The following is a 22035-nucleotide window of genomic DNA, read 5'->3' as shown; positions in this document are numbered from 1 at the left end:
GCTGGCAACTTCTGTTGCCTTATTGATTCGACTGTATGTCGATAAAGTTTTTATAAGTTCTCATCAGCTTGTGAAAGGTCAATAAGAGTAGTAAAAGGTAGTACTTGCTTGTATAGACTCTGAAACCGTAAATGAAGTTTCTGCGCACCGCAATGATATTTCATGCACACAATGGCTGGTAAGGTCTTTTGTGTGCATTTTTTGTTTAAAGGTGTGGTTTTATGGAGAATAAACTGAAGCTTTATGGGTTCAACAACCTTACAAAGTCGCTTAGCTTTAATATATACGATGTCTGTTATGCCAAGACAGCACGTTCACAGCAGGAGTATATCGCTTATGTTGATGAACAGTACAACTCTGAGCGTATAACGGATATAATGACTCATGTAACCGAGATGATAGGAGCACAGGTGCTCAGCGTATCCCGTCAGGACTATGATCCTCAGGGCGCATCGGCTACCTTCCTTATCGCCGATGATACTATGATACCTGTCGGCGGTACTGAGACTGTGGCACATCTTGACAAGAGCCATGTTACAGTTCATACCTATCCCGAATTTCACCCCGATACGTCTATCGCTACGTTCCGTGTGGATATAGATGTTGCCACCTGCGGCAAGATTACACCGCTTACTGCGCTGGACTATCTTATCGGAAGCTTTGATTCGGATATCATCACTATGGATTACAGAGTAAGAGGATTTACACGTAATCTTGACGGTGAAAAGCTATTTATCGACCACGATATAACTTCCATACAGAATTATATCGACGCGAAGATACTGGATAAATACGATGCTGTGGATATAAATGTCTATCAGGCAAATATGTTCCACACAAAGATGCTCATAAAGGAGCTTGACCTTCAGAATTACCTGTTCAATACAGATGTAAACGAGCTTCCGCCGAGACGCAGACTTGAGATAACCAATGCGCTCCAGCGGGAGATGATAGAAATTTTCAGCGGAAGGAACGTGTTCGGAAATGGCTGAGCTTTCGCAGGTAAATGCTCCGATATATGAGGCTCTCAGAAAATTCAGAAGAATGAGAGTAGTTCCATTCGATGTGCCCGGACATAAGCGCGGCAGAGGTAATATGGAGCTTACCGAGTTCCTCGGTGAGGACTGTATGAATGTGGACGTAAATTCCATGAAGCCGCTGGATAACCTCTGTCACCCTGTTTCCGTAATAAAGGACGCGGAAATGCTGGCGGCAGAAGCCTTCGGTGCGGCTAATGCCTTCTTCATGGTGGGAGGTACTACCTCTGCGGTACAGAGCATGATAATGTATGCCTGCAAAGAGGGCGACAAGATAATCATGCCGCGAAATGTTCACAGAAGTGCCATTAACGCAATAATCCTTACGGGAGCTGTTCCCGTTTATGTAAATCCCGACGTAAATCACAAGCTTGGCATTGCCCTTGGTATGTCGGTTGCTCAGGTGGAGCAGGCTATCCTTGATAATCCCGATGCAAAGGCGATAATGGTCAATAACCCGACTTACTACGGCATATGTTCAGACCTGAAGAAGATAACCGAGCTTGCTCATGCTCACGGTATGCTTGTACTTGTGGACGAGGCTCACGGTACGCATTTCTACTTCGGTGAGAACTTCCCTGTAACTGCAATGGCTGCGGGAGCTGACTGTGCTTCGGTAAGTATGCATAAATCGGGAGGAAGCCTTACGCAGAGTTCTTTCCTGCTCATGGGAAAGAATATCAATTCAGACTATATGCGTCAGGTCATAAACCTTACACAGACTACAAGTGCTTCTTATCTGCTGCTTTCAAGTCTTGATATTTCCAGAAAGAGACTTGCTCTCAGCGGCAGGGAGATATTTGCACAGACTGTGGAAATGGCTGAATATGCACGTTCGGAGATAAACGAGATAGGCGGCTATTACGCTTATTCCCGTGAACTCATAAACGGCGACAGCATATACGATTTCGATGTATCAAAGCTGAGTATCTACACTCTGCCTATCGGACTTGCAGGTATCGAGGTCTATGACCTTCTCCGTGACGAGTACGATATACAGATAGAATTCGGTGATATCGGCAATGTGCTTGCCTATATCTCCGTAGGCGACAGAAAGCGCGATATCGAACGCCTTATAAGTGCGCTGGCTGAGATAAAACGCCGCTTCGGCAAAAGCGAAGCCAATATGCTCACACAGGAGTATATCAGTCCTGTAGTTGCGGAAACTCCGCGAAAGGCGTTCTATTCAAGCAAACGCTCTCTTTCACTTGATGAAGCAGCAGGAGAGGTCTGCAGCGAATTCGTAATGTGTTATCCTCCGGGAATACCGATACTTGCTCCGGGAGAGCTTATCACTCCCGAGATAATCGAATATATAAAATATGCAAAGGAAAAGGGCTGTCAGATGACAGGTACGGAGGATCTTAACATAGAAAGACTTAATGTTATAGATAAATAAGGGATTTTACACATTTATATTATACAAAATGGGGTATTTATTTTTCAGGAGGATAAATTTATGAATATGAAAAAAATCGGATTACAGATGAATATACTTATGGCGGTAACGCTCAGCTTCTGCCTTTCACTTTTAGGCAATCTCACCTCGGGACACTTCACATGGCGCGGATTTCTTATGAGCTTCGGTATAAGCACTATCATAAGCCTTATCATCGGTTTTGTAGTGCCCATGAAAAAGGTAGAGGACGGACTTGTGCGCAAATGCGGTCTTGAGGAGCGCAGTCTCCCTGCAAGACTTCTTTCAACACTTGTATCAGACCTTATCTATACACCTATCCTTACATTTTCAATGGTGTTCATGGCATACAAGCAGGCAACTGCACACGGTTCAAAGATGCCGTTCCTGCCTTCGTTCATCAAGTCACTTATACTCAGCCTTATAGTTGCATATATCATCATTTTCATCGTAACACCTTTATTCCTTAAATTTGTTATGAAGCAGAATGGTGTATCAGGACCACCAGCAGGAGGTCCTCCCACAGACAGAAAATAAAAACGGCTATGTTGGGGGCGATGCCCACATTGCCCCGATCATTTATCTCGGGCAGATGTGGGTGTCTGCCCCTACAATAGTAGGTGGGCGGATATTTTTCGCCCATATGTTTAATTATTACAGATCGTATCGGCTGCATTTGCAGTATTCATTTCATATAAGAACGCTGTAACGGCGTTTCTTGCTGATCAGTTATTACTATCCGCTGATCACTAAGGAGGTATAGTATGGAATTATGGTTTACGGAGAGACATACTCCGAATGTTAAATTTTCAATAAAGGTGGATCACCAGCTTTACAGCGGCAACAGTGAGTTCCAGCGCATAGATGTTTTCGATTCAAAGGAGTTCGGACGCTTCCTTACTCTTGACGGCTATATGATGCTGACGGAAAAGGACGAATTCATCTATCACGAGATGATAACTCATGTGCCTATGGCTGTTCATCCAAATCCAAAGAATGTACTGGTAATAGGCGCAGGCGATGGCGGAGTTGTCCGCGAGCTGACACGCTATCCCTCTGTTGAGAATATCGACCTTGTGGAGATAGACGAGCTTGTTGTAGAGGTGTGCAAGAAGTACCTGCCTACAACAGCCTGCCGCTTCGATGATCCAAGAGTCCATGTTTACTATGAGGACGGCGTTAAGTTCATTCGCCGCTGCACTGACAAATACGATGTTATTATCGTTGATTCCACCGATCCTTTCGGACCGGGCGAGGGACTTTTCACAAAGGAGTTCTACGGAAGCTGCTTCAAGGCACTCCGCGAGGACGGTATCATGGTAAATCAGCATGAGAGCCCGTTCTATGACGAGGACGCAGCTGCTATGCAGCGTTCACACAAGCGCATAGTGGAGAGCTTCCCTATAAGCAAGGTCTATCAGGCACATATACCGACTTATCCGTCGGGACACTGGCTTTTCGGCTTTGCTTCAAAGAAGTACCACCCGACAAATGACTATAACGGCACAAAATGGAGTATGCTCGGCTTAAAGACCAGATACTACAATCCAAGACTTCACGTAGGTGCATTCGCGCTTCCGTGCTACGTAGAGGAGCTTCTCAAAGATGTTGAATAAGAATATACAGACTTTTATCGCCTGCGATGCCGAATACGATGAGGCTAAGATAGTACTTTTCGGAGCAGGCTTTGACGGCACTACAAGTTTCAGACCGGGCACACGTTTTGCTCCTTCGGCAATAAGGAACGAAAGCTTCGGTATCGAGACATACAGTCCTTATCAGGATAAGGACATGACAGACTACAGCTATTTTGACAGCGGCGATCTGGAGCTGCCTTTCGGAAGCACTGACCGAGCTGTAGATGATATATCTGACCGTGCAGATGTGATACTTGCAGATGAAAAGCTGCCATTTATGATAGGCGGCGAGCATCTTGTAACTCTTGGTACTGTAAGGGCTGTCAAGGAAAAATACAGCGATCTCTATATCGTTCACTTTGATGCTCATGCAGACCTCCGTGATGACTATCTCGGTCAGAAGCTCTCACACGCCTGTGTACTCAGACGCTGCCACGAGCTTGTGGGCGACGGTCATATCTTCCAGTTCGGTATCCGCAGCGGCGACCGTGAGGAATTCCGCTTTGCGGACAAGCACACGGAAATGCATAAATTCAGCTTTGACGGGCTTGAAGAGGTTGTTGAAAAGCTTAAAGGCAAGAATGTTTACTTCACACTTGACCTTGATGTGCTTGATCCGTCTATATTCCCGGGTACGGGAACTCCCGAGGCAGGTGGAGTCACATTTGATGAGCTGAGGAAGGCTGTAACACTGGTATGCAGCAAGCTGAATATCGTAGGCTGTGATGTCAATGAGCTCAGCCCTGTTTACGATCAGAGCGGAGTTTCCACAGCAGTAGCCTGCAAGATAATAAGGGAAATGCTGCTGGCTCTGTCATAAAAGAGTTTATAGCGGTGAGTTTGTGGGTGAAAAATATGGATTTGAGGACGATATCCCACACGAGGAGATAAAAGATACAGACATCCCGAAATACAGCGATTAGCTCGAAAAAGAAAGCTGATATAATGCTGGTGATCGTGGGTTCAATAATGATGATCGTCACTTTTGTTTACCCGAGATACCGTACTAAAAAGGACATGGAGGAGCTGCGGCGTGAATATGAGAGCAGACTGTGATCTGCTGAAAACACTGATAAACAGAGCACGGCAGTATAAAGAATGTTCCATTATGAGGTCACACTATGAATAACAACGAGCAGCAAACAGAAAATAACAGCACAAAAAACAGAGCATTAAGGATAGGTATAATATTTGCCGTTATATTGACGCTTCTGGGCTTTATCACAGGTCTGGCATTTACGGTGGTGAAAAAAGCGATAAGCGGTGCTGTTACGCAGGATACATCTGCTTATAATGTATCGGTAACAGCAGTTATCAGCGAGAACCGCGAGCATTTGTCAAATTCCGATGACAGTTCTTCAATGGTGTATACTCCCGTATACGAGTACGAATACAATGGGAAAACGTATAATGTTGAGGGCAGTGTAAGCTCAAGCAACAAGAAATATGAAGTCGGAGAAAAGGTGGATATACGTATATCGGAAGGCGAACCAGGAAAGATGTACGATCCCGCTTACAACCGCAATACTGTTTTTAAGGAGATAGACCGGGAGTTTTCGGGCTTCTGGCTTTTAGTGATATTTATACCGTGTATTATAATAATCCTGACTGTAGTTGTTGTATGCGTGGTAATGCGCAGCAAGGCAGCAGGTAACGGCTCGGACAATACAGATACGAATGATGACTTTATGGGGTAAATTAAGTCATATTCAAAAAATGATATAGAAAATGGGGTAAGAAAATGAAAAATTATGATGATGACGATTACAGAAACTACAATAACGAAGAGTACAATAGTTATAGTGACAGCGATTATGAAAGCTATAATAACGACGGATACGACAGCTACAGTGAACGTGATTACGGGAACTATGATAACAGCGGATACGGCAATTACGGACAGCAGATGCCGCAGGTCACAGAAAAACAGGCAAAAATAGTCAGGGGTGTGGCAGGCTGTGTAGTCTTTATATTTTTAGTTCCTTTTCTGTTTGGAGGGCTGTTAAGTTTGTATACAGGCATCGTACCGTACCTTAAAGACTCTTATTTAACAAAGCATTGTACTGAAAGTGTAGTTGGAGAGGTCATTGCTGTGGAGAAAAATACAGTTACCGGCAAAAGATCAAGAGATGTTTTTTACGTACCTGTTTTGGAATATACCTTAAATGGAAAAACTCATACTCAAAGAATGCAGAGCTTTTATAGTGATACAGAATTAGAAGAAGGCGACAAAGTGACCATATTTGTTGATCCTGATAAACCTGAACGATTTTATGCACCTGCTTATCATAAGAGCGAAGAAATTTCATTGTTTGATATTTTATTTGGCTTAGTATTTATTGCAGTAAGCGGTTCTATTTTCTTTAGTATCAGAAGTAAGACAAATAAAGCGTTTGGATATGACACTCGGGATTATTAATTAGAAAAAAGAATATGTTCGGGGGACAGTTTATTCGCGGAAATGATATAAAATGGGGTAATAACAATGAAAAATTATGATGATGACGATTACAGAAGCTACAATAACGATGAATACGACAGCTACAGTGAACGTGATTACGGGAACTACGACAACAGCGGATACGGACAATTTAACGAACAAATTCCTCAGCTTACAGACAGGCAGAAAAAATTTGCATCAAATGCTTTCGGCTGTATTGGCTGGATCTTTACCGCGCCTTTTCTGATCGCAGGTTTTTTATTCTTTGTTTTTGGAGCAAAGGATTTCCTGGAGCTTTACCGCGATAAAAAGGTGTGTACTTCCAGGGTAGAAGGCACGGTCACAGCAATACAGAGCTGGGACGAGACTCATCGGAAAAGCAGAGATGATGAACCTACAAATACATATGCTCCTGTTTTTGAATACGAATATCAAGGAAATAAATATAAAGATGAGGGCAATTATTTCGGCCCATCGGCAGGCTTTAAAGTCGGTGAAAGCGTAGACATATACGTTGATCCTCATGATCCCGAACATATCTATATACCATCTTATAAGCAAAAAAAGACTGGTTCGGGAATGTCAATGGTGGTTGGTGCGATATGTTTGGCAGTTGCCTTGATCATTCCGATAAGCATGAAAAGAAAGGCAAAGAACGTATTAGGTTCGTCATCTCAGGACAACTATTACGTGTGAGAAAGGTAAATTGATATGAATATATTCAGAGCACAGAACGCATCGGGACTGTTTATTCTGAGAATTACATATAAAACAAGGTGAGAAATATGAACTATGATGATCGTGATTTGATTGGATCGTTTGATGATGAAGAAGAGAAGATATGTCTGAATGAAGAGCAGAAGAAAGTGATCAACATATTTGTATTACCTTTCATTATAACAGGAATAGTTTTTTTAATTGTCGGAACTACTCAGTATTTTAAGGTTCGTGAGAAAGAGGGAGTCTGTACAGAGCTTGTAAAGGGAATAATGACATATGAGAATGTTAATGAAGAGGAAATGCGTGATCAGTACAATAATGTAATAGGAAATTCTAAGTCCTATTCAGGTCCCCGCGTGGTCAAATATACCTATAACGGACGTGAATACATTTATAGATCAGGTTATTTTGAAGAAACAGATAACTTTGAATTGAATGAAGAGGTCGATGTATATATTGATCCTGTTAAACCTAAAAATTCTTATGTACCTTCTGATAATGGACGTAATACTGAAGGCTGGCTTACGCTTATCATTGTAGGTGCAATAGCAAGTGTGATTTCTATTTCGGTGCTATTGTTCAATAAAAATAAGGCTTAGTAAAAAGCTGTCATAGACAGATTATTTTTAAAGATGTTATGGAGTAAAGTTATATGAATATATTCAGAGCGCAGAATGCCTCGGGACTGGCGGATATACGTATAAAATATCTACGTGAGGACTTCCCCGAAATGACAGATGCCGAGGCTGCAAAAATAAAGGCAAGGCTTCCTCGATATTACGCCGACCACCTCAACTGTGATTTCTTTGCATATCTTGCAGAGGACGGCGGAAAGCTTGTGGGTTCGGTTTTCCTTACTGTGAGGGAGATGCCGCCTAATCCGAATTTTCCTAAAGGAAGAGTCGGAACGGTTCTCAATGTTATAACCGATAAGAACTATCGCAGACAGGGAATAGCCACAGAGCTTATGAAGCTCCTTATAGCTGATGCTAAGATAATGGACCTTGATTATATCGAGCTTCAGGCTTCCGAGGACGGCTATCAGCTGTATAAAAAATTAGGATTTGAAGAGAAAGTATCACAGTTCACACCAATGAAGCTTATCATATAATCAAGGAGAGTTAGCTGTGATTTATTTATTTGGTTTTATAATAGGGTGGCTTGGTATTTCTTCGTTTTTTATTGTAATTGGAATATGGCTGATAAATGACACAGAAAAAAAGAGAGAACGCTGCACTGATACTGTAGAAGCAACTGTAGTCGATATAGAAATGACGGGTTTATTTATCGAAGGCAAAGGAAAAAAGCGTGATTGCTACCCTGTTTATGAGTTTTATTATTGCGGAAAATATTATAGAAGGACGAGTAATGACATAGTGCATAAATATAGGTTTTCTGTAGGCGATCATGTCGAGCTTGCAATCAATCCCAAATATCCGGATGAATTTCATATTCTTGAAGATATTTCGGGGATAGATAAAGGCGGACTTATTTCGATCATTGTCGGAGCCGGTGCAATTTTATTTATGTTAGTTCAGTTTATCTTGAGCTTGTTTTGATCTTACTATAAAAATCACAGTTCACACCAATGAAGCTTATCATTAATTAAGGAGTATTTTTTATTGTGGAATTTCCAATCATATTATTGATTATTGGTATATTATCATGTTGGCTTTTTATTCCTTCGCTTTTTATTTTGTTTGGAATATTATATATCAGAACCAGAAAAAAAGCGAGAGAACGCTGTACAGACTTCGTAGAAGCAACAGTAGTTAATGTACAAGATCTGAGTTACCGCAGCAGAAACACAAGACGTCATATGTATGTCGCTTTACTTGAATTTTATTATGGCGGAATAAATTACGAAAGGCAGTACGAAAGTTATGTTTTTGCTTCGGCAGGCGATCATGTTCAGCTTGCCATAAATCCTGATAATCCCGAGGATTTTCGACTTGTTGAAGAGATCGATGGTTCAGATAAAGCCGGAATTATAATGATCTGTATCGGAGCATTTAGTAGTTTATGTATTTTAGCAAAGGCTATTGCGATATATAAATCACATTCAAACTAATAAATTTATTTTAAAAAGGGAGAATTATCATGAATATTTAGTTTAACAGAAATATCCAGTTCAACAGAAGTACAGCACAAGTAAAAACATCAAGTGTAGTAATACTGATACTTGTGACCATAGCCACTCTTTTGGGCGGAATATGGTTCTTCAAGCATGATGCAAAGCTCAAAAAGGAATGTACATATAAAACAACAGCTGTTGTATCTGACATCAAGAAGAGTTCATCTTCGGACGATGATACCTATGCACCTGTGTATACATATGAATATGAGGGCAAGGAATATACAGTTTCAAGCAATGTGTATTCATCAAAGCTGAAAATGCATAAGGGCGATACAGTAGAGTTTTATTTAAAGCCAAGTGATCCAAAGACATACTATTGTCCAAAGGAAACTTCGGGTAAGTTCTTCGGTATAATTCTTTTGATAGTGAGCGGCTTGTGTCTGATCTGTACAGGATTCAGCATAAAGTCTCTGATAAACTCTAAGAGGTACGACTCAGGTTATTGATGTCATGATACTTTAAAGGCAGGTGGAAAAAATGGTAACGTCTATCACTGTAATATTAGTAATGATTGGATTATGCCTGCTGACATCATCTGTTATGTTTATTGTACCATTAACCTTCCTTGGTTTGGGCGTATACGATTTCAAAAGAAGGCGAAAACTGAAAAAGAATTGTACGGAAACCGTATATGCAACAGTGGTCGATATCAGAGAAAGCTATACTCCAGGTGATTCTGACAGTCCGCCAAGTACTTCATATTTCCCTGTCTGGAGTTATAATTATATGGGACAGGATTATGAAGTTGAAAGTCTTGTAAGCTCAAATAATTACAACGTAGGCGATAGTTCAGAGCTGATGATCAATCCTGATGAGCCTTATGAGTTTTATGATCCGAAAGACAACAAAGGATTGTTAATATCTGAGTTGGTATTAATAGGCGCGGGAGCAGTAGCAATTATTGTGGTTATATTGTCTTTAACGGGCAAAATAAACGTTGAAGATTGACTTTTAAAGCGCAGACCATTCTTTGAGACGAAATAAGAATTGATATGATAGGAATTTTTAAGGTCGTGAAATAAATGGATTATTTGCTTGTATATATAATAGGTTTTGTTGTTTTATTTGTTGTCGGTTCTTCGATAGTAATATTGACAAAACTACATATTGAAGAAAAGAAACGGCGAAAAAAATGTACTGAAATTGTTGTGGCAGAAGTAGTCGATTATACAGAAGTCAGTATATACGACAGAGAGACCGAATCATACGACATAAAACGTGCGCCGCTCTATGAGTATTCCTATAAAGGTGAATTTTGCAGGTGTGCAGGCAGTACTTCAAAATCATGGCTTAAGAAAATGCAGATAGGTTCAAAGGTGGAGCTGTTTGTGGATCCCGAAAATCCTAAATCATGCATCTGTCCTGCTGAGGAAAAACACGATAATATACAGGCCATAAAAGGTCTTTCCATAGGAATTGGCGTTATACTGGTAATAATACTTGGTATCAAGCTGTTTTTTGCATATTGTGAAAGCATCTGAGTTTTAATGATAAAAACAGGAAGGTGAGAAAATGACAATTTTAATGTTAATTTTTCCCATTATTCTTTTTGTGGTAGGTGTTTGGGGAATAATAGATATAATAATAAAAAAGAAAAGGTGTACAGAGTATGTTGATGCTGTTGTTGTAGATATTGAAAAAAAACGCAACACCAAAAGAAGACGTCATATAAGTTATTCATATTTCCCTGTTTTTGAATATAGATTTGAGGGCAAAGATTACATGAAAAGGAGTAGTTTATATTCTCCATATCTTTCTTTTAGTATAGGCGAGCGTGTAGGCCTTTATATTGACCCTGATAAGCCTGAAAATTTTTACTGTCCGCAGGAAACAATACATAAAGTTATTATATATCTGATATGTATTGCTGTGGGAGCATTAATTAAGTTTTTATTTTGTTGAAATGACATATAAAACCTATTGACTGATTTTTATTCAGTTCACTGAGATAAGACGATTGAAAAAGAAAGGGAGTATAGATATTGGTGAAAGAAAAATGCCGGATATAGAGAATATGGAAGAATATTTATTTTGGAAATTCGTATTGCTGTCACCGGCTATAATAGGTCTGTTCGACTTTATGTTTTTCAGTTATCTGAAACGCAAGTGTACAGAAACGGTCAGTGTTATGTTAAAAGTCTCGTGTGTAAACAGTGACGGGACTGAAACGTACAAGGTGGTCTATGAATATGACAACAGTCTGTATGAGGCAAGAGAATCAGGCTTGGTATTTCATGTGCAGAACAGTGAGAATCATGAGATAAAGGTAAACCCCAATAACCCTGAAATGTATTATTGTCCTTCAAGACAGAAAAAACATCTCTTTACTGATTTGTTTTTAGTGGCAATGGGCATTTATTTAATAACACATATAAATTTTTAAAGATACGGAGGAATTAAAAATGGGAAAATGTATGATCATCGGCTGCGGAGGAGTTGCTTCCGTTGCAATTCACAAGTGCTGTCAGAACAGCGAGGTATTTGAGGGCATAATGATAGCAAGCCGTACAAAGTCAAAGTGCGACGCGCTGAAGGAAAAGCTCCAGCCTACAACAAAGACAGTCATCGAGACTGCTCAGGTAAATGCTGACAATGTTGACGAGCTTGTTGCTCTCATCAACAGCTATAAGCCTGATGTAGTGCTGAACCTTGCACTTCCTTATCAGGACCTTACTATCATGGACGCTTGTCTCGCTACAAAGACTCACTATGTTGATACTGCAAACTACGAGCCTCTTGATACTGCTAAATTTGAGTACAAGTGGCAGTGGGCATACCGTGAGAGATTTGAAAAGGCTGGCATCACAGCACTTCTCGGAAGCGGCTTTGACCCGGGTGTAACAGGTGTATTCTCAGCTTACGCTATGAAGCACCAGTTCGACGAGATAAACTACATTGATATCCTCGACTGCAACGGCGGCGACCACGGCTATCCGTTCGCTACAAACTTCAACCCTGAGATCAATATCCGTGAGGTATCTGCAAAGGGCAGCTACATCGAGGACGGCAAGTGGGTAGAGACTGAGCCTATGGAGATAAAGCGCGTTTATAACTTCAAGGGCGTAGGCGAGAAGGATATGTACCTCCTCCACCATGAGGAGCTTGAGTCTCTCGCTCTTAATATCAAGGGCATCAAGCGTATCCGTTTCTTCATGACATTCGGTCAGAGCTACCTCACACACCTCAAGTGCCTTGAAAATGTAGGTATGACATCTATCGAGCCTATCATGTACGAGGGCAAGGAGATAGTACCTCTCCAGTTCCTCAAGGCTGTACTTCCTGATCCTGCATCACTTGGTCCGAGAACAGTTGGAAAGACGAATATCGGCTGTATCTTCCGTGGCAAGAAGGACGGCAAGGACAAGAACTACTACCTTTACAACATCTGCGATCATCAGGAGTGCTACAAGGAAGTTGGCTCACAGGCTATCTCCTATACAACAGGTGTACCTGCAATGATAGGCGCAATGATGATAATGACAGGCACATGGAAGAAGGCAGGCGTTTACAACATCGAGGAATTCGATCCCGATCCGTTCATGGAAGCACTCAACAAGTGGGGACTTCCTTGGGAAGAGGACTTCGATCCTACTCTTGTTGACTGATATGAGGGCTAAAAAGCTTTTAGTTTTTGCTCTTTTTGTAATATACGCTGCGGCTGCGTATTATCTGCTCTTTTATATAAGGAGCAGTATGCTGAACTTTTACACCTATGGTGAATACTTCCGTAAGAATTCCAATTTCGTACCGTTCCGTACTATATCTGAGTTTGTCAGATATTATCGCGCAGACGATATAATATACGGAGAGTTCTCCTTTGATAATCTGTGGGGGAATTTAGCGGTATTCATGCCTGCGGGAGTATTCTTCCCTGCGCTGTGGAAAAAGCAGCGCAGCTTTAAGGTGTTTGCCCTTACTATAGCGGCAGTCATCATAGGAGTTGAGGCAGGTCAGTTCCTTACAATGCGCGGCAGCTGTGATATAGACGATTTTATCCTGAATATTTCGGGAGCATTCATAGGCTTTGCATTTTCAAAGCTTAATATAGTAAGAAAACTGATATTTACGGATATCAGCTGAAAAGGAGAATAGAAAAATATGAAAGGTTTTAAGAACCTCAAAAAGGTAATGACAGCAGCTGTTGCTGCGACAATGCTTATTATGACAGGCTGCGGCAAGGACGCAGGCTCTGATAAAAAAGAGTCCACAACAGCAGCAGGACAGTCGGGTAATACTATTATCGTGACCCTTTATCCCGATAAAGCTCCCATAACCTGCGCTAACTTTGAAAAGCTGGTAAATGAGGGCTTTTATAACGGACTTACCTTCCACCGTGTAATTGACGGATTTATGGCACAGGGCGGCGATCCCGAGGGTACAGGCATGGGCGGCAGCAAGGAGACTATAAAGGGCGAGTTTGCTGCAAACGGCGTTGACAATCCTACTTCACATCAGCGCGGAGTAATATCAATGGCTCGTTCAAATGATCCCGACAGCGCATCAAGCCAGTTCTTTATCTGCTATACAGGTAATTACACAGCTTCACTTGACGGCTATTATGCTGCATTCGGCAACGTTACAGAGGGCATGGAGGTAGTTGACGACTTCACAAGAGTACCTCGTTCACAGGGTACTGACGGTGCAATGTCAAAGCCAAATACACCTATCGTAATGGAAAAGGTCGAGATGATCGAACCTGATGAGAATGGTGCTCCGAGAGTTAAGATCACCATGAACAATTTCCTTGAATAAGCTTATGTTTGATAATACAAAAATGCCGACTCCCTGCTACGTAGTGGACGAGTCGGCACTTATTCACAATATGGAGATACTCCGCGGCGTTTCACAGCGCACGGGAGCTAAGATACTCCTTGCTCAGAAGGCTTTTTCATGCTATCATGTCTATCCGCTTATGAAGGAATATCTCGACGGAACAGCTTGCAGCGGACTTTTCGAGGCAAAGCTGGGATATGAAGAAATGGGAAAGGAAAATCACGTTTTTTCGGCTGCTTACCGCGAAAACGAAATAGACGAGATAATATCCTACTGCGGTCATATCATCTTCAACTCATTTACTCAGCTTGACAAGTACCGTGACCGTGTACTTGCGGCAGGCAAGAAGATAGGACTCCGTATCAATCCGGAGTTTTCAACTCAGGAGGGACATGAGATATACGACCCCTGTTCGCCTAAGTCAAGGCTTGGCATCACGCGGAAGAACTTCCGTACAGACGACCTTGACGGCGTTACGGGAATACATTTCCACACTCTCTGCGAGCAGAATTCAGATGACCTTGAAGCTACACTTGATGCTGTTGAGGAAAAGTTCGGCGATGTTCTCGAAAAAATGGAGTGGATAAACTTCGGCGGCGGTCATCATATAACCCGTGCGGATTACGACATACCGCGGCTTGAACGCTGCATAAAACGTATGCAGGAAAAGTACGGACTGGAAGTGTTCCTCGAACCCGGTGAAGCAGCCGCTCTAAATGCAGGCTGGCTTGTGACCGAGGTGCTGGATATCACGGAAAATGATATGCCAATGGCTATACTTGATACCTCTGCTGCCTGCCATATGCCTGATGTACTGGAAATGCCTTATCGTCCGCCACTTGTTGGCTCGGGAGAGAAAGGCGAAAAGAAGTACAGCTACAGACTGGGCTCACAGACCTGTCTTGCAGGGGACTCTATCGGCGAGTACTCCTTCGATGAACCGCTTCATATAGGCGACAGACTTGTTTTCGGAGACATGGCGATATATTCAATGGTCAAGAACAATACCTTCAACGGTATGCCGCTGCCCTCAATACTTCTGCTGAAAAAGGACGGCAGCTTTGAGACGCTTCGCAGTTTCGGCTATTCTGACTTTAAGGAGCGACTCTGATGACCAATATTTACTTTGTACGTCATGCACAGCCCGATTATGCTTTCGCAGAAGCATCAAAACGTCCCCTTACCGAGGAGGGCGAGAGGGATACTCTTAAAGTAGTGGAAGCAATGAAGGATATCCGCCTTGACTGTGCAATTTCAAGTCCGTATAAGCGCAGCTATGATACCATAAAGCAGACCGCAGATGAACACGGGCTCGATATTGCAATCGATGAGAGGCTGCATGAGCGTATCAACGGCAAAAACAGCAATAATATAGAGATGTTCCGCAAACGCTGGGCTGACCTGAGCTACAGCGAAAGTGACGGCGAGTGCTTGCAGTCTGTAATGGACAGGAATATTGCTGCGGTAAATGATATGCTTGACGCTCACAGAGATGAGAACATAATGGTAGGTACTCACGGTACTGCTCTCAGCACTATTCTTCACTACTATGACAACAGCTTCGGAGTTGATGATTTCATGCGTCTTATCGACTTTATGCCGTACATTATCCGTCTCGGATTTGAGGGCAGGGAGCTTGTTGAAAAAGAGGAGATACTTATAGTCAAAAAGGAATTCAAAGGCAATAACAGATGAAAAAAAGGACAGCTTAGCAGTGGTACTTATATAGAAGTTTATAGTTAATTATCGGGGGAACCCTTTCTGAGGAAAGGTTATCCCCCGAACCCCTTTCCAAAGACTTTTATCTGATTTTTTCCCGGATAGGGCGCGTATGATAATAAAAAAGACCTGTAAGTATACAGGTCGCGCACTATCCGGGAAAAAATAAAAACGAAAGTTTTCGGGAGAGAGTTTGAGAGAAGCCCCTTTTTCAAAAGGGGTTCTCTCAATAATAAGCATAAAAGTTTCTATATAGATACCACGGTTATGCTGTCCTTTTTCATAATTTAACGGCTTTGCCGCTTTATTATCGGGCGAGCGGAACTCGCCCCTACAAATAGGCTAACGGCTAATTGCTTAAATACAAATATAGCAAAGCTATATTTGTATTTACAGGAATATGTATTTGAGTACGAAGAGTACCGCAAGGATATACATGATAGGATTTATTTCCTTGTACTTCTTGCAGGCAAGGTTTATAACAACGTAAGAGATAACGCCGATAGCGATACCCTCGGAAATGCTGTAGAACAGCGGCATTGCGATCACGCAGAGATATGCAGGGATAGCCGATGCGTAGTTATTCTCGTCAACCTTTATCTCGGACACGGTGCTGAACATGAGGAAGCCGACAAGTATAAGTGCAGGAGCAGTTGCAAATGCTGGGATAGCTATGAATATAGGTGCAAGGAACATAGAGAGCAGGAACAGCACAGCTGTTGTAAGAGCTGTAAGACCTGTTCTGCCGCCTGCTGCCGCACCTGCTGAGGACTCCACAAAAGTAGTGGTGGTAGAAGTACCAAGCACAGCACCTGCGGTAGTTGCAACAGCGTCAGCCATAAGAGCAGGTCTTATAGCAGGGAGCTTGCCGTTTTTGTCGAGAAGCCCTGCCTTAGTGCTTACACCGATGAGAGTGCCGAGAGTGTCGAAAAGGTCAACGAAGAGGAAGGAGAATACTACAACGATGAAGTTGAAAATACCGACAGCGTCAAAATCTACGTTGAAGCACTGACCGAATGTCTTGCTGATAGAAGTGAAGTCAGTCATTTTGAAAGAGGGGATAAGTGTATAAGCACTCATTTCCGCATCAGGTACGTAAAGCCCTGTTACCTCGCAGATGATACCGAGCATCCATGTGGCGAATATACCTATGAGGATAGAGCCTTTCACTCTTTTGATGTAGAGTATCGCCATTATAAGAAGTCCTATAACAGCAAGGAGTGCGCATATTCCCGTAGTATGGAAGTTTTCGCGGAAGTCTACAAGCTCTACGAGAGTTGCGGAGTCTACTGCAAGACCTGCGTTCTGAAGTCCGATAAAGGCGATGAACAAACCGATACCAACGGATACCGCACGTTTCAGCGAAAGAGGTATCGCATCGAAGATAGCTTCTCTGACCTTGGTAAGTGAGAGTATGATAAAAACGATACCCTCTATAAATACCGCAAGGAGAGCCACCTGCCACGAATAGCCGAGATTTCCGCAGACTGTATAAGCCATGTAAGCGTTGAGTCCCATACCTGCGGAAAGTGCAAAGGGCAGATTAGCCATGAATGCCATGCAGATAGTACCGATAAATGAAGCGAGACAAGTCGCAAGGAGCACGGCAGTTGCGTCCATACCTGTGGTTGAAAGAATATTCGGGTTAATGGCAAGTATATAAGCCATAGTCATAAAAGTGGTGATACCTGCCGCAATTTCAGTCTTTACATTAGTTCCGCGTTCTTTGAGCTTGAAAAGTTTTTCCACCATTTCTGCCACCTCATTCGCCGAATTCTGCGATATACGGTAAGTTTCTGTAGAATTCGCCGTAATCGAGTCCATAGCCTATTACGAAATAATCGGGGATAGTGAAAAGAGAATAGTCAGCTTTAAGCTCAACAACGCGGCGGTCGGGTTTGTCAAGGAGGGTCATTATCCTCAGAGACAGAGGGTTTCTTACACCGAGTATCTTTTTTATCTCGTTGAGAGTTCTTCCAGTGTCGATGATGTCCTCAATGATTATAACATGGTAATTACTGATATCATGTTTGAGGTCCATGGTTATCTCGACATGACCCGAGGACTCAGTGCCCTCAAAGTAGCTTTTTGCCGCCATGAAAGCAATCTCGCAGGGAACAGTTACTTCGCGGCACAGGTCAGCCATGAACACGAATGCACCTTTCAGTATGCTCACAAGGAGTATAGGAGAGCCGTCGTAGACAGAATTGATATACTCGCCTGCCTTTTTCATTTCTGTGCGTATTTCATCTTCTGAGATGAGGACACGCTTGATCTTGCTTTTCCATTCTTCTGTGCTGTCAAATTTCATAATAAACCTCCTGAGTTGTAATGATATAAATAATAGCCTGATCTAATTAATGTCTGCTCAGCAACCACTGTAAGGCAGATATAGTTGATACACTAATTATACCATTTTGTATGGTGTTGTCAATAAGGGAAAGCATAAATCTGCCTAAAAATAGGGGATAAAAGATTATTTAAGGATATTTTATCCAAAGAGAGCTATCTCTAATTGTATATATCCACAAAAATAGATGTAAAAACTATGATTATATTTACATTTTGTAGTGCGTATGCTATAATTATGGTGTATAGGTGCATATTCTGCGGCAGCTTGTCCCTGTAAGTCTGCGCGATGCACTAAAGTGATTGATTTAAGGCTAAGGATCGCGCTTTAGGCAGCGTATGATCCGAAAATTCCAAAGGAGTGATAATAATGGTCGGCAGAACACGAAAGCTAAATCTACAGATCATTTCGTTTGTTTCAGCCATGATCGTATTACTGGCATCATTTGCCGTAGTACAGCCGTTGAGGTCCGATGCGGCAGGTACAGACCTGTATGTCGGATACACGGGCAGAAACAACAACTTTTCCACAGTACAGGCGGCTGTTGACAAGGCAGCGAGCCTCAATCCCTCATCAGAGGCTAATCGCGTTACAATACACATTGCCCCCGGTACATACCGTCAGCAGGTCATTGTACAGACACCGTACATTACTTTTGTAAATGACGAGCCGAGCAAGGGCGATGCTGTCCTCACTTGGTACTACGGTATCGGCTATAAGTACTACAGCGCAAACTCAAAGGGCTATTACGATGCAAGCCTTGCAAACTCCAAGAGCGGCAAGAACGTTTCAAATTACCGCTGGGGCGCAACAGTACAGCTCTGGCCAAAGGCTACAAACTTCAAGGCTAAGAACATCGTATTCGAGAACTCCTTCAACCGCTACCTCACACAGGAGGAGTTGGCAGACGGCGTTGAGTGTACAAACGAGACACTGAAAGTACAGCGTTACAACGGCGTTGACGTACAGTCAAAGGCTTATACAGAGCGTGCAGCGGCTCTCTCGGTAGATACAGGGTATGCTGAGTTCCTGAACTGCAAGTTCCTGTCAAGCCAGGATACACTTTACACAGGCGGCTCACCTCAGTACTACAAGAACTGCCTTATCGAAGGACAGACAGACTATATCTTCGGCGGCAGCAATGCAGTATTCGACAGCTGTGAGCTTCGCTGGAAGGGCTACAGCAGCGGTTCTGTAGGCGGATACATTACAGCAGCAAGAGAGCAGGGAAGTCCGTACACGGGATATCTCTTCAAGGACTGCAAGGTAACTGCAAATTCACAGCTCACAGTAAGCGCAGGCTATCTCGGCAGACCGTGGGGACAGACTGCAAAGGTGCTCTTTGTGAATACTACTCTCCAGAACGGAAATATGATAACAGCAGCAGGCTGGACTTCAATGAGCGGCGTACAGCCCGAGAGTGTTGACGGCTTCAAGGAGAACGGCACAAAGCTCTCAAACGGTCAGAGAGTTGACCTTTCTCAGCGCAAGGGACATACCGTATCAGACAATGATGCTGCAAACATCAATATCACAAGCTATATGAACAACTGGACACCGTCATTCCTCAACGGTGAAGGAAATACAAGCAGCGGCAATAACGATCAGCCTTCATCAAATGTTGAGGGGGCAATAAAGACCTGCGGCGGCTGGTATGAAGAAGCCTTCGTAGAGTGGGACAGCTCAAAGCTTGGCAATAATGTCAAGGTAAGCTACGCACCCGAGGGAAGTTCAAGCTACACAGCTGTAGACTCACAGCTCATCAGAAATTCAAGAGTCGATATCCCCGGACTCAAAGGAAATACTTCTTATACTATAAATGTTTCGGGCTCTAACGGCTCTGCAAGCTGTACAGTAAAGACAATGGCATTTGACCGCAGCGGCTATGCGCATTGGAACGTATCCGACGGTATTGGTGCTTACAACAATGACGGTACTCTCAAATCAGGAGTTACAGTTATTTATGTAAATAACTCAAACAAGGATTCTGTCACATACGGCGGTCAGACAGGTCTTTACAACATATTCTACAACGGAAAGCCTAAGAATGTTGTATTCCGTCTTATCGGCAGCATTGATGTGCCAAAAGGCGCAAAGGCTAATGACGGTCAGCAGAATGATGGATCAAATATGCTTTATCTACAGAATGCTGAAAATGTAACTGTCGAGGGCATCGGCTATGATACTGCTCTAAATCAGTGGGGCTTTGAGATGAAGCGTTCAAAGAGCTGTGAAGTGCGCAATCTGTGGCTGGGCAAGTACCCCGATGACGGCGTATCCATGACAGGCTCTTCCGACAATAAGTCAAATCATATCTGGGTACATAACTGTACTATTGAAAAGGGATATAATGCTTATGCGGGCAACGGCATAGTTGACGCTGATAAGTCAGACGGTGATGGTTCACTTGATATCAAGTGGACAGAGTACGTAACAGTTTCCTACAATGTTTTCAAGGACGGTCACAAGACCTCACTTGTAGGCGGTGGAACAAATCACGAGCAGGACTGGATAACCTATCACCACAACTGGTTCAATAATACCGAGTCGCGTAATCCGCGTGCGAGAAACGCACATATCCACAGCTATAATAACTACTTCTACAACAACAAGCAGTATGGCATCGGAGCTTCTTATAACTCAAAAGTATTCTCCGAAGCAAACTACTTCGAAAATACAAATCTTCCTCTTGATGCTGAGAATATGGGAAGCGATGCATATTCAGGCACGATCAAGTCCTACGGTGACAAGTTCGTAAGCTGTAATATGGGAAGCGGACTTGCTTATCAGATAGTTAATTCAAGAACTGCACAGGCTTATATCAATAACCTCAAGGGCGGCGGTGATGGCTACGATAACTTCGATACAAATTCATCGAAGATATACAGCAGTTACAATGTCCAGTTCGCAGACGCTGCAAAGGCAGAGGTAACAGCATATGCAGGAAGAATGCAGAACAAGGCATACAATGCAGGAACAGTTTCAAGCGGCGGCGATCCTGTAGTTATCGACGATACATTGAAGAGCGAACTTATTGCTAAGCTTGAGGTCAAGGACGCAAGCTACGGCGCACAGTGGTCTATCGTTGAGAACTTCAACATCGGCGACAAGGCATTCGGAGATCGTGAGCACGTTATCGCTTCTGTACCTTCAAGCATTGGCGGCGGAGAGCTTATCCGAACAGCCTGCAACTCAAAGAATACTGATTCCGATCTTGCAGTAATTACTGCTGCAAAGGATATCACAGTATTTGTAGCTATGGACGAGAGAGTAACTTCTATCCCGTCATGGCTGTATAACTTCACAAAGACAGGCGAGATCGCAGAGATCAACGACAGCGAAGCTGTAAGACCTTTCGATGTTTACTCCAAGGCGATAAAGGCAGGCGAGACTGTAACTCTTGGTACAAACGGTATGAGCGGGGCTTGTATGAACTACATAGCTTTCGTTAAGGAAACACCTGTAGTTACTACTACTACAACAACTACAACGACAACCACCACTACCACAACCACAACAACAACTACTACACAGCCTCCGCAGGGACTTGCAGGCGATGCAAATATGGACGGTACAGTTGATCTGTCAGATGCAGTTCTTATCATGCAGTCACTGGCAAATCCTAACAAGTATGGCATAAACGGTACAGACGAGCATCACCTTACAGATCAGGGAGCTGCAAACGCAGATGTTGAGGGCAGAAACGGTATTACTTCAAATGATGCACTTGCAATACAGCGTTATCTGCTTCGTCTTGTAGATACACTTCCGATAGATTGATAAAAAGTGATATAAAAAAGTTAAG

The 22035-nt window shown here is 42.8% G+C and carries 25 protein-coding genes; 23 read left to right on the top strand and 2 right to left on the bottom strand.

The annotated features are described in order from the left end of the window. Positions 1-221 precede the first annotated feature (221 nt). From speD to QZZ41_RS07100, 22 genes are all read left to right on the top strand, one after another. Positions 222-992, top strand: coding sequence for an adenosylmethionine decarboxylase (gene speD / locus QZZ41_RS07205; protein WP_295069889.1), 771 nt, complete (start codon positions 222-224; stop codon positions 990-992). Further along, a complete protein-coding gene (locus QZZ41_RS07200; RefSeq protein WP_295069887.1) occupies positions 985-2436 on the top strand; it encodes an aminotransferase class I/II-fold pyridoxal phosphate-dependent enzyme in 1452 nt (483 codons plus the stop codon). The genes speD and QZZ41_RS07200 overlap by 8 nt, the downstream gene beginning before the upstream one ends. A 60-nt stretch (positions 2437-2496) precedes the next feature. Further along, positions 2497-2991: a hypothetical protein gene (locus QZZ41_RS07195; protein WP_295069886.1), complete on the top strand. Its 495-nt coding sequence runs from the start codon at positions 2497-2499 to the stop codon at positions 2989-2991. 227 nt (positions 2992-3218) lie between these two features. Further along, positions 3219-4070 (top strand): polyamine aminopropyltransferase, encoded by an 852-nt coding sequence (speE, locus tag QZZ41_RS07190; protein WP_295069884.1) that lies wholly within the window; start codon positions 3219-3221, stop codon positions 4068-4070. Then, positions 4060-4911, top strand: coding sequence for an agmatinase (gene speB / locus QZZ41_RS07185; protein WP_295069882.1), 852 nt, complete (start codon positions 4060-4062; stop codon positions 4909-4911). The genes speE and speB overlap by 11 nt, the downstream gene beginning before the upstream one ends. A 301-nt stretch (positions 4912-5212) precedes the next feature. Next, entirely contained in the window at positions 5213-5788 is a 576-nt protein-coding gene (locus QZZ41_RS07180) for a DUF3592 domain-containing protein (protein WP_295069880.1), read from the top strand. 44 nt (positions 5789-5832) lie between these two features. Beyond that, positions 5833-6510 carry a DUF3592 domain-containing protein gene (locus tag QZZ41_RS07175; RefSeq protein WP_295069878.1) on the top strand — a complete coding sequence of 226 codons (678 nt, stop codon included), beginning with the start codon at positions 5833-5835 and terminating at the stop codon, positions 6508-6510. 66 nt (positions 6511-6576) lie between these two features. Then, positions 6577-7227 (top strand): DUF3592 domain-containing protein, encoded by a 651-nt coding sequence (locus tag QZZ41_RS07170; RefSeq protein ID WP_295069876.1) that lies wholly within the window; start codon positions 6577-6579, stop codon positions 7225-7227. An 89-nt stretch (positions 7228-7316) separates the two neighbouring features. Next, entirely contained in the window at positions 7317-7850 is a 534-nt protein-coding gene (locus tag QZZ41_RS07165; protein WP_295069875.1) for a DUF3592 domain-containing protein, read from the top strand. A 53-nt stretch (positions 7851-7903) separates the two neighbouring features. Continuing rightward, on the top strand, positions 7904-8362 hold the full coding sequence (locus tag QZZ41_RS07160; RefSeq protein ID WP_295069873.1) for a GNAT family N-acetyltransferase: 459 nt from the start codon (positions 7904-7906) through the stop codon (positions 8360-8362). Positions 8363-8378: 16 nt separating this feature from the next. Continuing rightward, positions 8379-8810, top strand: coding sequence for a DUF3592 domain-containing protein (locus tag QZZ41_RS07155; RefSeq protein WP_295069871.1), 432 nt, complete (start codon positions 8379-8381; stop codon positions 8808-8810). 65 nt (positions 8811-8875) lie between these two features. After that, positions 8876-9322, top strand: a complete 447-nt coding sequence (locus QZZ41_RS07150) for a DUF3592 domain-containing protein (RefSeq protein WP_295069870.1) — start codon at positions 8876-8878, stop codon at positions 9320-9322. A 53-nt stretch (positions 9323-9375) separates the two neighbouring features. Next, positions 9376-9834 (top strand): DUF3592 domain-containing protein, encoded by a 459-nt coding sequence (locus QZZ41_RS07145; protein WP_367267456.1) that lies wholly within the window; start codon positions 9376-9378, stop codon positions 9832-9834. A 31-nt stretch (positions 9835-9865) separates the two neighbouring features. Continuing rightward, positions 9866-10336 carry a DUF3592 domain-containing protein gene (locus QZZ41_RS07140; protein WP_295069866.1) on the top strand — a complete coding sequence of 157 codons (471 nt, stop codon included), beginning with the start codon at positions 9866-9868 and terminating at the stop codon, positions 10334-10336. A gap of 74 nt (positions 10337-10410) precedes the next feature. Beyond that, positions 10411-10869: a DUF3592 domain-containing protein gene (locus tag QZZ41_RS07135; protein ID WP_295069864.1), complete on the top strand. Its 459-nt coding sequence runs from the start codon at positions 10411-10413 to the stop codon at positions 10867-10869. A 31-nt stretch (positions 10870-10900) separates the two neighbouring features. Continuing rightward, positions 10901-11290 (top strand): DUF3592 domain-containing protein, encoded by a 390-nt coding sequence (locus QZZ41_RS07130; protein ID WP_295069862.1) that lies wholly within the window; start codon positions 10901-10903, stop codon positions 11288-11290. Between the two features lie 55 nt (positions 11291-11345). Further along, positions 11346-11771, top strand: coding sequence for a hypothetical protein (locus tag QZZ41_RS07125; protein WP_295069860.1), 426 nt, complete (start codon positions 11346-11348; stop codon positions 11769-11771). Positions 11772-11790: 19 nt separating this feature from the next. Beyond that, positions 11791-12993 (top strand): saccharopine dehydrogenase family protein, encoded by a 1203-nt coding sequence (locus QZZ41_RS07120; RefSeq protein ID WP_028517030.1) that lies wholly within the window; start codon positions 11791-11793, stop codon positions 12991-12993. A 1-nt stretch (position 12994) separates the two neighbouring features. Continuing rightward, entirely contained in the window at positions 12995-13468 is a 474-nt protein-coding gene (locus QZZ41_RS07115) for a VanZ family protein (protein ID WP_295069857.1), read from the top strand. 18 nt (positions 13469-13486) lie between these two features. After that, on the top strand, positions 13487-14140 hold the full coding sequence (locus QZZ41_RS07110; protein WP_295069855.1) for a peptidylprolyl isomerase: 654 nt from the start codon (positions 13487-13489) through the stop codon (positions 14138-14140). Positions 14141-14144: 4 nt separating this feature from the next. Then, complete coding sequence (gene nspC / locus QZZ41_RS07105; RefSeq protein WP_295069946.1) at positions 14145-15272, top strand: carboxynorspermidine decarboxylase; 1128 nt, start codon at positions 14145-14147, stop codon at positions 15270-15272. Then, on the top strand, positions 15272-15856 hold the full coding sequence (locus tag QZZ41_RS07100) for a histidine phosphatase family protein (protein ID WP_295069853.1): 585 nt from the start codon (positions 15272-15274) through the stop codon (positions 15854-15856). The genes nspC and QZZ41_RS07100 overlap by 1 nt, the downstream gene beginning before the upstream one ends. A 414-nt stretch (positions 15857-16270) precedes the next feature. Here QZZ41_RS07100 and QZZ41_RS07095 read toward each other — a convergent pair whose 3' ends face one another. Next, positions 16271-17632: an NCS2 family permease gene (locus QZZ41_RS07095; RefSeq protein ID WP_295069851.1), complete on the bottom strand. Its 1362-nt coding sequence runs from the start codon at positions 17630-17632 to the stop codon at positions 16271-16273. A gap of 10 nt (positions 17633-17642) precedes the next feature. After that, positions 17643-18191: a hypoxanthine phosphoribosyltransferase gene (gene hpt / locus QZZ41_RS07090; RefSeq protein WP_295069849.1), complete on the bottom strand. Its 549-nt coding sequence runs from the start codon at positions 18189-18191 to the stop codon at positions 17643-17645. A 408-nt stretch (positions 18192-18599) separates the two neighbouring features. On the opposite strand from hpt, the gene QZZ41_RS07085 reads away from it, so the two are divergent. Continuing rightward, complete coding sequence (locus QZZ41_RS07085) at positions 18600-22010, top strand: pectinesterase family protein (protein ID WP_295069847.1); 3411 nt, start codon at positions 18600-18602, stop codon at positions 22008-22010. Positions 22011-22035 lie beyond the last annotated feature (25 nt).

It is taken from the genome of Ruminococcus sp. (assembly GCF_016283395.1).
This window is presented reverse-complemented; position numbering and strand designations above follow the sequence as displayed.